General features: G+C 36.6%; 13 protein-coding genes. 1 reads left to right on the forward strand and 12 read right to left on the reverse strand.

Features of this window, described 5'->3' with window-relative positions:
* Positions 1-38: 38 nt before the first annotated feature.
* The 12 genes from pth to HYG86_RS08900 all read right to left on the reverse strand — a co-directional run bounded on the left by pth (position 39) and on the right by HYG86_RS08900 (position 13,786).
* Complete coding sequence (pth, locus tag HYG86_RS08845) at positions 39-605, reverse strand: aminoacyl-tRNA hydrolase (RefSeq protein WP_213168939.1); 567 nt, start codon at positions 603-605, stop codon at positions 39-41.
* Between the two features lie 47 nt (positions 606-652).
* A complete protein-coding gene (locus HYG86_RS08850; RefSeq protein WP_213168941.1) occupies positions 653-1,249 on the reverse strand; it encodes a 50S ribosomal protein L25 in 597 nt (198 codons plus the stop codon).
* 71 nt (positions 1,250-1,320) lie between these two features.
* Positions 1,321-2,268 carry a ribose-phosphate pyrophosphokinase gene (locus HYG86_RS08855; RefSeq protein ID WP_213168943.1) on the reverse strand — a complete coding sequence of 316 codons (948 nt, stop codon included), beginning with the start codon at positions 2,266-2,268 and terminating at the stop codon, positions 1,321-1,323.
* 24 nt (positions 2,269-2,292) lie between these two features.
* The gene (gene glmU, locus HYG86_RS08860) at positions 2,293-3,651 is read right to left on the reverse strand and encodes a bifunctional UDP-N-acetylglucosamine diphosphorylase/glucosamine-1-phosphate N-acetyltransferase GlmU (protein ID WP_213168946.1); all 1,359 of its coding nucleotides are present in this window, start codon (positions 3,649-3,651) and stop codon (positions 2,293-2,295) included.
* 100 nt (positions 3,652-3,751) lie between these two features.
* A complete protein-coding gene (spoVG, locus tag HYG86_RS08865; protein WP_213168947.1) occupies positions 3,752-4,027 on the reverse strand; it encodes a septation regulator SpoVG in 276 nt (91 codons plus the stop codon).
* Positions 4,028-4,115: 88 nt separating this feature from the next.
* Positions 4,116-5,333 (reverse strand): threonine ammonia-lyase, encoded by a 1,218-nt coding sequence (gene ilvA / locus HYG86_RS08870; RefSeq protein ID WP_213168949.1) that lies wholly within the window; start codon positions 5,331-5,333, stop codon positions 4,116-4,118.
* Positions 5,334-5,342: 9 nt separating this feature from the next.
* On the reverse strand, positions 5,343-6,179 hold the full coding sequence (purR, locus tag HYG86_RS08875; RefSeq protein ID WP_281391316.1) for a pur operon repressor: 837 nt from the start codon (positions 6,177-6,179) through the stop codon (positions 5,343-5,345).
* Positions 6,180-6,205: 26 nt separating this feature from the next.
* A complete protein-coding gene (locus HYG86_RS08880) occupies positions 6,206-6,967 on the reverse strand; it encodes a nucleotidyltransferase family protein (protein ID WP_213168953.1) in 762 nt (253 codons plus the stop codon).
* Complete coding sequence (ispE, locus tag HYG86_RS08885) at positions 6,954-7,820, reverse strand: 4-(cytidine 5'-diphospho)-2-C-methyl-D-erythritol kinase (RefSeq protein ID WP_246451934.1); 867 nt, start codon at positions 7,818-7,820, stop codon at positions 6,954-6,956. Before ispE ends, HYG86_RS08880 begins: the two co-directional genes overlap by 14 nt.
* Before the next feature lie 118 nt (positions 7,821-7,938).
* Positions 7,939-10,569 carry a cyanophycin synthetase gene (gene cphA / locus HYG86_RS08890; protein WP_213168955.1) on the reverse strand — a complete coding sequence of 877 codons (2,631 nt, stop codon included), beginning with the start codon at positions 10,567-10,569 and terminating at the stop codon, positions 7,939-7,941.
* Between the two features lie 12 nt (positions 10,570-10,581).
* On the reverse strand, positions 10,582-11,385 hold the full coding sequence (locus HYG86_RS08895; RefSeq protein WP_213168956.1) for a cyanophycinase: 804 nt from the start codon (positions 11,383-11,385) through the stop codon (positions 10,582-10,584).
* A 145-nt stretch (positions 11,386-11,530) separates the two neighbouring features.
* The gene (locus HYG86_RS08900) at positions 11,531-13,786 is read right to left on the reverse strand and encodes a vitamin B12-dependent ribonucleotide reductase (protein WP_213168958.1); all 2,256 of its coding nucleotides are present in this window, start codon (positions 13,784-13,786) and stop codon (positions 11,531-11,533) included.
* Positions 13,787-13,975: 189 nt separating this feature from the next.
* Between HYG86_RS08900 and HYG86_RS08905 the strand changes: the two genes are divergently transcribed.
* A complete protein-coding gene (locus tag HYG86_RS08905) occupies positions 13,976-14,539 on the forward strand; it encodes a L,D-transpeptidase (protein ID WP_213168960.1) in 564 nt (187 codons plus the stop codon).
* Positions 14,540-14,596: the final 57 nt, after the last annotated feature.

The raw sequence follows: 14,596 nt of genomic DNA on the forward strand, positions 1-14,596 counted from the left end.
ATAATTAAAAAAATAAATATAATTTAACAAGTATTCATTTATTTTTTGTTAAATCTATTCATTACTAAGTCTATATCTCCTGTTTCTACGAAAAGAAGTATGGCTTCTACTGCTAAATCAATACATTCATTTACCATAGATATATCCTCTTTTGGGAAATCCCCAAGTACATAATCAGTAACTTGATGAAATTCTGGACGAGAGATGCCCATCTTTAGTCTTGGTATATTCTCACTTCCTAGCTTCTCTATTATAGATCCTATACCCTTTTGTCCTCCAGAGCTACCCTTTATTCTAATTTTAAATTTACCAGTCTCAATATCCATATCATCATATACAACTAGAATATCATCCTTGTCCATCTTAAAATAATCTATTATGGCTTTGACTGAGTTACCACTTAAATTCATGTAGGTGTGTGGCTTTAATAAAATAACTTTCTCATTATGGATTTTTGTTTCGCTTACTTCCCCATTAAATTTAACTTGTTTATTGAAATTTATATCTAGCTTTCTCGCTAGTTTATCTAATACCATAAAGCCTATATTATGCCTATTATTTTCATATTTTTCCCCAGGGTTTCCTAGACCCACTATAAGTTTCATAATATCTCTCCCTTTTAAAAAAGTGACGCTTTTTCAGCGTCACTTTTCTAACTTATTTCTGCAACTGGTGTTTCTGCTGTTTCATCAACTTCCTCCGCATATGATACAGACATAAGTGATAAAACAACTTCCTCTTTCGGTGAATAAATTTCTAAATTTGATGATACTGGTACTTCTCCTACAGAAACTGTTGTTCCCGCAGTAAGTGCCCCTATATCTAAATCGATATGGTGGGGAATTTCATGGGGTAAGCCCCTGACTTCTATTTCCCTTTTTTGGAATTGTATTATACCAGCTTTTTTAGCCGCTTGCTCCCCAACTAGGTGAATTGGGACTTCCTTAAAAATTGGTTGATCTGAAAATACTTTTTGAAAATCCACATGAACTGTTTTCCCTGTAATTTTATTTGTTTGGATTTCTTTTACAATTACAGAATGCTTCTGGGAGTCCACTTCCAAATCAATAAGGGTACTGTTTAATCCATTATTCATTACATAAATTAGGTCTTTGGAATATACCGAAATTGCAATATTTTGGATTCCCTTTCCGTAGATAATTGCTGGGATATAACCATCTTTACGGAGCTGAGTATTTACCCCATTAGAAGTGGTTTCCCGACTCTGCCCTTTCAAAATAAGAGACACGAGAATTCCTCCTTTGGTAATCTTCAATTCCTAAGTAGTATATCCCTTTTTATTTTAATTACTCATATATCTTAGTAAAATAAATTGCTAATTGACAAATCCTCATGTATTCTGATGATGGCGTCAGCAAAAAGATCTGCTAGGGTTATTTGCTCAACTTTTTCTATCATGTTTTCTGAAGATAATGATATGGAATCAGTTACTACAATTTTTTGTAGCGGGGAGTTTTCAAGTCTTTCTATTGCAGCACCTGAAAAAACTGGGTGAGTACAGCACGCAGAAACAGTTTTTGCTCCCCTATCTAAAAGTGCTGCGGCACCTAAAGAGATAGTTCCAGCTGTATCAATAATATCATCAACCATAATAATGTCTTTGCCGTTGATGTCACCAATAATGTTTAATATTTCAGCAACATTTGGTTTTGGTCTTCTTTTATCCATTATTGCCAATGGAACCCTTAACTTTTCAGCTAAGTCCCTAGCCCTTGTTACCCCTCCCATATCCGGGGATACAACTACTGTATTCTCTAGATCCCTGTTCTTATAGTATTTAGCTAAAAGGGGTATGGCAGTTAAATGGTCCACAGGTATATCAAAGAATCCTTGAGTTGCAGGTGCATGCAGATCCAGTGTTAAAACTCTGTCGGCACCTGCTGTTGTTATAAGGTTAGCCACTAACTTAGCTGTAATAGGATCCCTTGATCTAGCTTTTCTCTCCTGACGTGCATAGCCATAATAGGGAATTACAGCAGTAATTCTTCTGGCCGATGCCCTCTTTAATGCATCAATCATTATTAAAAGCTCCATAAGGTTCTCGTTTGCTGGTGCACTGGTGGACTGAATTACAAAAACATCAGCACCCCTTACACTTTCTTCAATTTTTACAGTTGTTTCACCATCGCTGAATCTAACAACCTCACCATCCCCTAAGGGGCATCCTATTTTCTCTGTGATAGCTTTTGCTAGGTCTTGATTTGCAGAGCATGAGAAGATTTTTAGTTTCTTGTCTAAATAAGGCATTAAAATGTTCCTCCTAAAAATGTTTTATTTATTCCAGTTTTCCTTGACTGTTTGTCTACATCTGGCAATTGCAAGGCTATTTTCTGGAGTATCATCTGTTATAGTAGATCCTGCAGCGATAAATGATCCTTTTTTAAGGGTTACTGGTGCAACAAGATTGCTGTTACTTCCTACAAAAACATCGGATTCAATAATTGTTTTAAATTTATTTTTACCATCATAGTTTACTGTTATTGTTCCACAACCAATATTTACATTTTCACCCACTTGGGCGTCACCTAAGTAAGCCAAATGGGCAGCCTTTGAGTTATCTGCCATGGAAGTATTCTTTAGTTCCACAAAATTTCCCACCCTTACACTATTTCCAACCTTTGTGTTCGGCCTTAAATAAGAATATGGGCCCACAGAGCAATTCTCTCCTACCTGACTGTCTAGCACTGTTGACTGAGTTACTTCTGAGTTATTTAATATGTGGGAGTTAACTATTTTTGTATTAGGCCCTATTATACAGCCCTGTCCAATACTGGTGTTACCTTCAATAAATGTCATAGGATATATAACTGTATCAGGGCCTATACTGGCTTTTGTGCTAATATAAGTATTTAATGGATCAATAATTGTTACTCCTTCTAGCATCCAACTCTCATTAACCCTTTGCTGTAGGATCCGCTGGGCTTCATATAGCCTAATTCTATCATTAATCCCAGCCATTTCATTAGGTTCATCCATTGTTTGAGCTCCTAATTTTAGTCCATTTTTTACTATTAGCTTTAGTACATCGGGGAGATAATATTCCCCTTGGGCATTGTCATTCTTTACTTTCGGTAGTAATTCGAAAAGAAGCTTGGAGTTGAATACAAAAATCCCTGTATTAACTTCTTTTATACCCTTTTGATCTGCAGTGGCATCTTTCTCTTCCACAATTAACTCTACTTCATTAGCTTTGTTTCTAATTATTCTACCATATCCCCTAGGATCTTCTTGATAGGCTGTTAATACAGTCCCAGCGTATAGGCCCTCTCTATGATAATCCACAAGTTTTTTAAGGGTTACATGGCTTAAAAGAGGTGTGTCACCACATAAGATCAATACGTCTTCATCTTCATCTCCATTAAAAAATTCTTGGGCTTGTAATACGGCATGTCCTGTTCCAAGCTGTTCTTTTTGTTCAGCGAAAAGACTCTCGTTTTTATATAGCTCTAAGACTTTATCCTTTTGATGCCCAACGATAGTTACAATTTTTTCTACACTTAGGGGTTCTAATGCGTCATAAATATATTCTAACATGGGTTTGTCCAGCAATTTATGTAGCACTTTTATGGTATTGCTTTTCATGCGAGTACCTTTACCCGCAGCTAATATTATAGCACTTAACTTTTTCACTGCTATCCCTCCAAATATATTTGTCCACTAAAAATATACCCTATTCATGGCGTTGGGTCAAGGTTATAAAAAAATAAAAGAGCAAGAAATACTCGCTCTTCTATCCTTCTTGTGGAACTGTTTCTAAAAAAGACTGATATGCATCTAGTACAGCTTCTTGTATCATTCCCCTAGTGTTTGATGTTATTGGGTGAGCAATATCCCTATGTTCTCCGTCGGCCCCTTTTCTGCTAGGCATCGCAACAAAGAACCCGTTATTACCCTCAACAACTCTAATATCATGCACTACAAACTCATTATCGAAGGTTACTGAAACAACTGCTCTCATTTTACCGTCTTTATTCACCCGTCTAACCCTAACATCAGTAATTTTCATGAAGTCCACCGCCTTTTTGCAATTTTTTGAATTATATCAATACTATTCAACAGACATCATGAAAATCCTTCATTATTCTTTTACTTTTTTATAAATTCTCTAAAATCTGTGCACTGTAGCCTGATTTCAATAGTTCTTTTACAATATTTTCACCATGGGCAAGATCCCTTGTTTCTAACATGAGGTTCACTTTTGCATATTTGATAGGTATTTTAGGATTTAATCTATCATGGTTTACTGCAATTACATTTGCTTTGTGTAGTGCTATTGTACCCAGAAGCCTTTGTAATGAGCCAGGAATATCTTGTAGCACAACCTCTAAAAAAGTGGTTTTACCTGCTTTTATCATACCTCTTTCTATAATTCTAGAAAGTATATTGGGGTCTATGTTACCACCACTCAACACAGCCACTGTTTTTCCCTTCAGGTTGTCAATCTTGTTGTATATCAAAGCAGCTACTGTAACAGCTGCTGCCCCTTCTACCATTGTCTTATTTCTTTCTAACAGTAAAAGGATAGCTCTGGCGATTTCTTCCTCATCTACTGTTACAACATCATCTATATACTTGTTGATAAGGGTAAATGTTAAGTCCCCTGGTTTTTTAACAGCTATTCCATCGGCGATGGTGTTAACCATGTCTGTCTGGGTTAGTTTCCCCATTTTCACTGAGTTCACCATGGCAGATGCTCCTTCAGCTTGTACTCCTATAACCCTAATAGATGGATTTAATTCTTTAACGGCTAATAATATTCCTGCCAGTAGACCTCCTCCTCCAATGGGTACAATGATGTTTTTAACGTCTTGAAGCTGGCTTATGATTTCTAGGCCGATTGTCCCTTGCCCCGCAATTACATCTTTATCATTGAAGGCATGAACATAGTTTAATTTCTTTTCCTTTGCTAGCTCCATAGCATGCTGGTAGCAGTCGTCATATGTAAGTCCTTTTAAAATAACCTCTGCGCCATAGCCTTGTGTTGCCATTATCTTTGTTATGGGAGCTCCCTCAGGCATTACTATTTTAGATAGCATATTACTTTTTGTTGCAGCAAAAGCGACTCCTTGAGCGTGGTTGCCTGCAGATGCAGCAATGACGCCTTCTCTTTTCCCTTCCTCTGAGAGAGAAAGAATTTTACTTGTAGCACCCCGGAGTTTAAAAGATCCAGTCTTTTGCATATTTTCATATTTCAAAAATATTTCCTGTCCCACTAATTGGGTCAGTGTCTGAGATTTTTCTAAAGGAGTTACCCTCACGATTTCAGCAATTTTTTTCTGCGATTTTTTCACATCATCTAGTGTTATTTCCATGTCATCCTCCTAATAAATAATGTCTACTTCACCTGTCAACTCGTTTACGCTCTTCAACTTTAAAAGTGAGAAATAATCATTAACCATTTTGTTTTCCGGGTTTTGGCTATCTATAACAACACCAATTCCTGCTAATGAGCAGCTAAATTCTTTTACTAGCTCAACAAGTCCTTTAGCTGCACCACCGGCTTTCATAAAGTCATCTATTATCAAAATTCTTTTCCCAGGCTTAATTGCTTTTTTTGTAATAGACATGGTTTGGATTCTTCGTGTTGATCCTGTCACATAGTTTATTGTAACTACAGGTCCTTCTGTAACTTTTGCTTCTCTTCTAGCTACTACTACCTCTGCATTGAGATAGTTCGCTGTAGCCATAGCAATAGGTATCCCTTTTGTTTCCATAGTCAAGCAATAGTCTACCTTTTTTTCAGCATATTTTGATGCAAATATTAGCCCCAGCATATTAGTTATTTTTGGGTCAAATATTAAATCTGAATAGTAGAGGTAGCCTCCAGGTAATACCCTTTCCTTTGCTTGTAGCTTTCCTTTTAAATCAGTTAAAAATTCCTGTGTTTTTTCAGTGGTTATTTTCGGTATAAAGTATGCGCCACCTGTGGCGCCTGCATTACTTATTATTTCTCCTAAACCATTTTGTTTAAAAGTTGTATTCAAATGAAAAAGATCTTCGCTAACACTTGATTTTGCAGCATCATATTTTTCACAAAAATAGTTAAGAGAAAATGTTTTATTAGCTGAAAACAAAAATTCCATAGCCATTAATGCGACCCTTTGACTTCTTTTAAATTTTATAATTTTGTCCTCCCCCTTATTTTTTCCATAATACAATTTATTTAAGCAACCCAGAAGGTTGCTTAAATTAAGTTTGCTAAATACTCCTCTGCAATATCTATATCTGAGTCTTTATCTACATCTGTTCCTAGCTGGGGATATGACGAGATAATAGCCTTAGCCTTTAGTTCTAAAATGCTAGAGACTCGTTGTTCAAGTCCCTTTATGGTTAGTTTTTTACTTAAGAGTTTAAGAAGAAAGGACCATCCCAAAAAGTTTGCTAACTTTACTGGACTTTTACGCAGAGCGATTAGCCTCTCCCCAGCTTTTGCAGCCTTGTCTATACAATTGGCATCAACCAAGCAAATATTACCACCTGTAAATGTTCCTTCTTGTAAGGTTACGTAAGTTCTTTTAACTTTCGGGTATACTTCTTCATTTTTTGCCCTCCGAACAATAGGATAAAAAAGTTCATCATCAAACTCTTGGGTTTGAGCTAAAAAATCTTTTATAGACTCCACTGTTATCATGGGAATGTCTGATGTTACTATGAGTAACCTACCATGATCCCAACCAAACTTGCTTGCTTTTACGTTGTCCATAATACTTCTTTGATTATGAACAACTGATACATCATAAGATTGCTTTAGGGGTTCTAGCTCCCTTTGAGGGCCAACTACAACTATTTCAGAAATTTCAGATACTGATACCAATACATCCAGCACATAACAAAGCATGGGCCTTTTATTTATAGGGAAAAACGCTTTATTTTTTATCTTCTCCCCACGCATAAAATCCCCTTTTTCGCTATCACCGGCTAATATCACCGCTCTAATTGGTCTCATTTATTTCACTCCAATCAGTAGTTTTTGTTACAAAGACTTCCTCTGCTAGGGTACCTAAACTTTTCGCTATTTTTAATGCCCGTTCATATGTGGAACATAACCCAAACACAGTGGGTCCACTACCAGACATCAATGTTCCGCATGCACCAAGCTGAGTTATTCTATCTTTCAGTATCTTAACTGTAGAATATCTCCTTAATGTTACTGTTTCTAATACGTTACATAAGTTGTTACTTACTTCTTTAATGTTCCCCTCAGTTATGGCAGATATCATGGCTTGGGTATTTGGCCTCTTAGTTATTTTGTCTATTTCTAGACCTAAATACACTTCCTTTGTGGAAACACCTAGGTTCGGTTTTGCTAATACCACCCACACAGGGGGCAGGCTAGGCAATAGGGTAAGATCTTCTCCTATCCCCTTAGCTAGCTGAGTTCCTCCTTTAATAAAAAATGGCACATCAGCTCCTAATTCTTTGCCTAATTTGGCTAGTTCTTCTAAGCTTAAGTTTAATTTCCAAAATTTATTTAATCCCATAAGGGTAGTGGCACAGTCACTGCTTCCTCCGCCTAGCCCTGCTGCCACAGGTATTCTTTTTTCTATTGTTATCTTTGCTCCTTTTTTTGTTCCCGTATATTTTTGTAATGACTTAGCTGCTTTATAAACTAAATTGCCTTCATCTGTAGGAACAAAAGGGTGTGAACATACAATTTCAATACCTTCGCCTTCTCTAATTTCTAGACTATCATATAAATCAACAAGCTGCATGATCATTTCTATCTCATGATAATTGTCAGACCTTTTATGTAAAACGTCAAGGGTTAGGTTTATTTTCGCTCTAGCCTTAAGCTTCATTTTAATACCCCTCTCATTTATGTCAAAATCTTTTTATCTACTTTTCTATTTATTATACCAAATTTTTGTAATATATCCATAAAAAATTAAGGAAGAGCTATTATGCCCTTCCTAAGGTCTATACAATTTTTTTTGCTTTTGTTTTTATTCTTTTTAAGCAATTTTCCACCGTCATACTAGCTTCATGGAATTTTTCATAAAATATAACTATCAAATCACCCTTTTGGGCAATATCCATTGCTTTAGCTATGGCTTTTGTTTCGTCGTTTATTATTTCTACCTTTTCTCTTTTTACGCCACTTTCCATAAGTCCTTTACAGATAAGACTAGCAACCTCACTCATCTTCCTACCCCTAAGGTTTTCATCTTCTTTTACTATAAAATAGTTGCCATAAGGACTTGCCACTGTACCAAGTTCTTTAAGTTGGTCATCTAGCCTATCACCTGGTGCCCCTAAGACTAAAATTATATGGTTGCTATCCATCTCCTTAGCTAGATCAAGTACCTTTTTGTATCCTTCTTTGTTGTGTCCGTAGTCTAGTAAGACTGTTATGTCATTCCCTTGATAAATATTTGCTCTTCCTGGATTATGCTTATTACTATCAAAGGTCTGTAGTCCACTTATAATTTCTTTTTTTTCAATCCCCAATGAAATCATGGCACCTATGCTAGCCATGGCATTTTCAACATTATGAATAGCTTTTCCATTTACTGTTATGGGCACCTTTGATGTAGATATGATTGGATATGGCTTTTCACCTTCTACCATGTAGATAATACTATCTTTCAAATAAATACCTACCCCTCCACTAGCAAGGTGTTTCTTTAACACATTATTTTTATATGTCATAGAAAAGTAGATCACTTTTGCTTTAGGATTCTTATTAGCCATCTTAACTACATATGGATCATCGGCGTTTAAAACTAAATATCCATTTTCCTTTACTGCTTCCACTACTAAGGATTTAATAAAAAATAAGTCATCTATACTTTCCAGTCCATCTTGTCCTAAGTGATCTTCCCCTAGGTTAGTAACTACTGCTACATCTGCTAAATCATATCCTAAGCCTCTCTTAACTATTCCGCCCCTTGCGGTCTCCAAAACAGCTATTTCTACGGTGGGGTCATCTAAAACTGCTTGGGCACTGATAGGACCTGTGTTATCACCTTCCATAACATTCACATCATTTATATAGATGCCATCTGTGGATGTAGAGCCCACCACAAGACCCTTTTGTTGAAGTATATGACTTATTAGTCTTGTGGTAGTAGTCTTGCCATTAGTTCCTGTTATTGATATTATCGGAATTTGACTTATAGTTCCTTCTGGATATAGATAATCCACTATTTTTTCTCCAACTGGCCTTGGCTTACCATGACTAGGGAAAAGGTGCATGCGTATTCCTGGTGCAGCATTCACCTCGATTACTGCTCCGCCGGTTTTCGTAACAGGTTTAGATATGTCATCTGTTACTAGATCTATACCTGCTATATCAAGTCCCACTACCTTGGCTATTCGTTTTGCCATTATCACATTATCCTTATGTATCTCATCAGTTACATCCATTGCAATTCCACCGGTGCTAATGTTGGCATTTTCCCTTAAAAATACTATTTGATCTTTATGAGGTATATAATTTATTGTCATATTTTGCCTCGCCAAAACCATAAAAATCACTGGGTCTACTTTTATCTTTGTCAGTGGTTGATCGTGGTCATATCCCCTTAGGGGATTTTGATTTTCTAAATCTATTAGCTCTTTTATGGTATGTTCCCCATCTCCTACAACATGGGCGGGTATTCTATCGGCTACTGCTACCACTTCACCGTTTATTACAAGTATCCTGTAATGTTTTCCTGTAATATGTTTTTCTACGATTATATTTTTACTATAATTCTCTGCAAGCTTGAATGCACTGCGGATTTCAGTTTCCGTTTCTAAATTTAGGGTTACACCCTTCCCTTGATTTCCATCACAGGGTTTCACTACCACAGGTGTGCCGATTTCTTTAGCTATCTTCAATGCTTCTTCTTCGGTTTTAGCTATTTTTCCAAAGGGCACAGATATACCGCTTTTTTCAAGGACCTTTTTTGTTAATGTTTTATCACATGCGATATCTACTCCTACACAACTTGTCTGGGATGTAATAGTAGCTTCAACTAATTTTAAATACACACCTAAACCAAGTTGTAAAATGCTACCTCCACTATCAAATCTCTTGACAGGGATTTTTCTGTTCTTAGCTGCTTCGTATATGGCCATGGTACTGGGACCTAACTTAGATTGGTTATTAAAATTATGAAGTTTTTCTAATTCCTTTGGGAGGTTTATAGGATTTTTTTGTAAGATGCCCTTTACTAAGTTAATGGCTAAATCCGCCACTTTATCTCCTATTTCCTCCATGGGACATTCAAATACACTAAAGTAGTGACTAGGTTCTTTTATAATCCTAGTCTTTCCGTATCTAACACTATAGCCTAGTAAAGTTAGAATTTCTAGAGCTACATGTTCAATTATATGGCCAAAAAAGGTGCCTTCTTCAAGTCTGTTTCTAAATCCAAATTCTTCACTTACCCCACACTGATGTTTTGCTAAATTAGGCAGCAAAGACAAGAGTTCATCATTGAAATTATTGAACTCTTTGCTTTCCTTCTGTCCGTACTTCCCCAGATCTATTTCATAGTAGTAAATAGGTCTGTGACAATATATATTTTTTCCCTTAAAATAAGTTCTTTTAATTATATCCACTACATATACCTCCTAATTTAGCAGGGGTTTCCTCTCTTTTAAATCATAGCAATATCCGTGTGGCAATATATGAACTAACACATCTGTAATAGCCAGTGGTTGTTCAGGCTTTAGTTCAGACACATTTGTAAATCCTGAATCTCTCCCATCAACTATTGTGACAGTTTGAGATCCAATAACTTTTAGCTTTGCTTCCCTGTTTATAAGGACAGATGTATCTTCATCTATTCCTATACCTAAGATATATGGGTTTTGGGCAACTGCTGCTAATAGCCTTCCTAACCTACCCCTTTGTGCAAAGTGTTGATCTACAACAGCTTCATTAAGTAAACCCATGCCTGGGGCCATATTCAGTATCCCCATTTGGGGAGTTGATTCTCCATTACCACCAATTATCATTGTAGAGCTCATGGCTGCTGCACCAGCACTAGTTCCTGCTATGACCACTCCCTCTTTGTATACCTTTTGTAAAGAATGATCAACGGGGGTTCCACCAAGTAAACTTGTAATTCTAAGTTGATCACCACCAGTAAAAAAAATGCCAGTGGCATCTTCGATGCTTTTTTGAGCCTTTTGACTTAGTGCATCCTTTCTACAATCTATTTTTAGTACTTCGACTTCAGAAACACCTATATCTTTAAAAATTTCACTATATTGTTCTCCTACTTTGTCTGGTTGTTCAGTGGCTGTAGGCATGATGACAATTTTACCGTCTCTTCCCTTTGCGAGGTTTACAAATTCCTTAAGGATTAAGCAGTCACCTGTTTTATCTTCAGCCCCTCCTATTATTAGGAGATTACCATCTACTTTCTCCATGACACATCACTCCCTATTTTCTCTTAATTTTATTAGTAACCATAAACATTGCTAAATATACATACCTAGCTTAATAGTTTGTTTTGTTAAATACTCCAGTAAAAATTAAAGAACAGGCTCAAAAAAGCCTGTTCTTTAATTTCCCCTATCCGCATTTGGAATATCCACAGTGAGTGCATATTACGCATCCACTTTCAAACCTTATTGTTTTTCCACACTCCGGGCAACCAATACCTGGTTTATCTGTTTCTTCCCCTTTGTCTTTCGCCACTGAAGTCTCTTCTGTGGCCTTTTTATTTTGCAAAGTAAAATTACCTACTTTCTTTATAGCTTTGGCTATGGCATCAGGGCATGAAGTCACGTTAATTCCTGGTCTTCTTATACAAGCAGGACATCTAATGCCTTTTAATTGCTCCATAATGGTTTGTTCCGAAATCCCAGACCTTAAAGCCACAGATATCAGCCTACTGGTAGCTTCTGATTGAGAAGAACAACCGCCCTCCCTCCCGGTGTTGGTAAAGACTTCACAAATCCCATATTCATCAGAGTTTACACTAATATATAAATTCCCACAGCCTATCTTTGCTTTTTCTGTAACACCCATGGTGACATCTGGCCTAGGGCGGGGTATGATTTTCTCTGCAAGTGCTTGTGGAAATGCTTCCATTTTAGCTGTGCTTTGTTTTTTTACATCACCTTTTGTTAGTACCTGGTTATCTCTACTTCCATCTCTATAAACAGTTACCCCTTTACATTTAAGCTTATAGCTCAGCATAAATACTTCTTTAATATCTTCCCTTGTTGCTTCGTTGTGGAAGTTTACTGTTTTAGATACTGCATTATCTGTATATTTTTGAAAAGCAGCTTGTATTTGAACGTGCCACTGAGGACTTATATCATGGGCTGTAACAAAGAGCTGCTGGATATCTATAGGTATACCTTTAATCCCTCTTACGGTACCTTTTTCTGCAATTTCCTCCATCAACCCTTCGCTATAAAAACCTCTGTTTTTGGCTAGCTCTTCAAATAAAGGGTGCACTTCTAATAATTCATCGTTATCCAATATATTCCTTTTATAACAAACAGCAAATAACGGTTCTATACCACTAGAAACACCTGCTATGATACTTATGGTGCCAGTTGGCGCTATTGTAGTTGTGGTTGCATTACGAAGACCCTTCATCCCCTTTCCTGGGTATACACTCATTTCAAAATTAGGGAAAGATCCTCGCTCTTGAGCTAATTCTTCTGACGCCACCTTAGTTTCTTGCTGAATAAAACCCATTATTTCTTCCGCAAAGGTAACAGCTCCTTCACTGTTATATGGTATTCCTAACTTAATTAAACTGTCAGCAAATCCCATTACTCCCAGGCCTATTTTTCTGTTAGCTTGTACTATATCTGTGATTTGCTGTAGGGGGTACTGCCCCATGTCGATAACGTTATCTAAAAATCTAACTGATAGTTTTATTGCTGTCCTTAGATGCTTATAGTCTAGTTTCCCTTTATTAACAAAATTGGCAAGATTAATTGAACCTAGGTTACAAGCTTCATAGGGCAAAAGTGGTTGTTCCCCACATGGGTTTGTGCTCTCTATTTCGCCTATCTTAGGTGTAGGATTAGTTTCATTCATTCGATCTAAAAATATTATTCCAGGTTCTCCACTTTTCCAAGAAGAGTCTATAAGTAGATCAAAAACTTCTTTGGCCATAAGTTGCTTAACTACTTCCCCATTTCTTGGGTTTATTAGTTCATAAGTCTCTCCTTTTTCAACTGCTTCCATAAATGCCTCTGTTATTCCTACAGATAAGTTAAAGTTTGTTAATTCTTTGTTGTCTTCTTTTATTTTAATAAATTCTAAGATATCAGGGTGATCTACCCTTAAAATACCCATGTTCGCTCCTCTTCTAGTCCCTCCCTGCTTAACAGCTTCTGTAGCAGCGTTAAACACCTTCATGAAAGATATAGGGCCACTAGCTACACCGCCTGTAGTTAGAACACGATCTCTTTGAGGACGCAGCCTTGAAAAGGAAAATCCTGTGCCACCACCACTTTTATGTATCAACGCAGCATGTTTGATTGTTTCAAAAATACTCTCCATGGAATCTTCAACTGGCAGTACAAAACATGCAGCTAGCTGTTGCAATTCATTTCCCGCATTCATCAATGTGGGTGAATTAGGTAAAAAATCTAGTTTAGTCATCAACTCATAAAAATCATTGGCTATTTTTTCTACCTCACTATCTTCTTTACCATATCTTAACTCTGCTTCACTAATATTTTGGGCTACCCTTTTAAACATATCCTCTGGTTTTTCTGTGACCTTACCCTTGTCCTTTTTTAAGTATCTTCTTTCTAGTACAGTTAAAGCGTTGGCAGAAAGTTCAATTTTTTTATTCATTATTTGTTCCCCCAGTACTAAATATAGTGTTACTGTAAATTATAAACCACTATATCTAGTATTTCAAGATGTTTTTTGTAATATTAATTAACAATTCCATCCTTACCAAACTATCATATAATGTATTAAGAAATATCGTAACCCTTGCCGAAAGGTTAGCATTAGTGAGCTCGTGAAGGAGGTGTTTTTATGGCAAAAATTATAGTTAGCCTAACTGATAGGAAGCTTTATGTATATCTAAGTAATTCCTTATATGGAGTTTACCCTGTAGCTATCGGTAAGGCAAGTACACCAACTCCCCTTGGAGAATTCAAAGTTATTGAAAAATCAATAAACCCTGGTGGCGCCTTAGGTACGAGGTGGATTGGTTTTACTAGAGAGCGACACGGTATTCATGGTAATAATAATCCTTCATCTATTGGAAGTGCAGCATCCTTAGGTTGTGTAAGGATGTACAACCACGATGTCGAAGCAATATATCCCCATATACCAATGGGTTCACCCATAATAGTAAAAGAATATTTTACAGACAATAATGGTGCTTCATATCATTCACCTACTAATAGCCCTAACAACCCCAACCATAGCAAATCCTACAATAGTGGAAATGAAAAAGTATATACTGTTATGTCTGGAGATAGCCTCTGGAAAATTAGTCAGCGATTTAGTGTCTCTTTAAACCAACTTAAATCCATAAACAACCTAACAAGTGATTTAATATATCCTGGGCAAACGTTAAATATACCTAATTAAAATACCTTAATGTTCGCCATCTCTACGGGCAATTCTATCACAATGCTTTTGTCTATT

Origin of the sequence: Alkalicella caledoniensis, from assembly GCF_014467015.1 — a bacterium.
GTDB lineage: Bacteria > Bacillota > Proteinivoracia > Proteinivoracales > Proteinivoracaceae > Alkalicella > Alkalicella caledoniensis.

Coding starts and splice junctions, on each gene's coding strand:
- HYG86_RS08880 (WP_213168953.1), bottom strand. CDS start 6,967: ATGAGACCAATTAGAGCGGTGATATTAGCCGGTGATAGCGAAAAAGGG.
- HYG86_RS08855 (WP_213168943.1), bottom strand. CDS start 2,268: ATGCCTTATTTAGACAAGAAACTAAAAATCTTCTCATGCTCTGCAAAT.
- HYG86_RS08905 (WP_213168960.1), top strand. CDS start 13,976: ATGGCAAAAATTATAGTTAGCCTAACTGATAGGAAGCTTTATGTATAT.
- HYG86_RS08895 (WP_213168956.1), bottom strand. CDS start 11,385: ATGGAGAAAGTAGATGGTAATCTCCTAATAATAGGAGGGGCTGAAGAT.
- ilvA (WP_213168949.1), bottom strand. CDS start 5,333: ATGGAAATAACACTAGATGATGTGAAAAAATCGCAGAAAAAAATTGCT.
- spoVG (WP_213168947.1), bottom strand. CDS start 4,027: ATGAAAATTACTGATGTTAGGGTTAGACGGGTGAATAAAGACGGTAAA.
- ispE (WP_246451934.1), bottom strand. CDS start 7,820: ATGAAGCTTAAGGCTAGAGCGAAAATAAACCTAACCCTTGACGTTTTA.
- pth (WP_213168939.1), bottom strand. CDS start 605: ATGAAACTTATAGTGGGTCTAGGAAACCCTGGGGAAAAATATGAAAAT.
- HYG86_RS08900 (WP_213168958.1), bottom strand. CDS start 13,786: ATGAATAAAAAAATTGAACTTTCTGCCAACGCTTTAACTGTACTAGAA.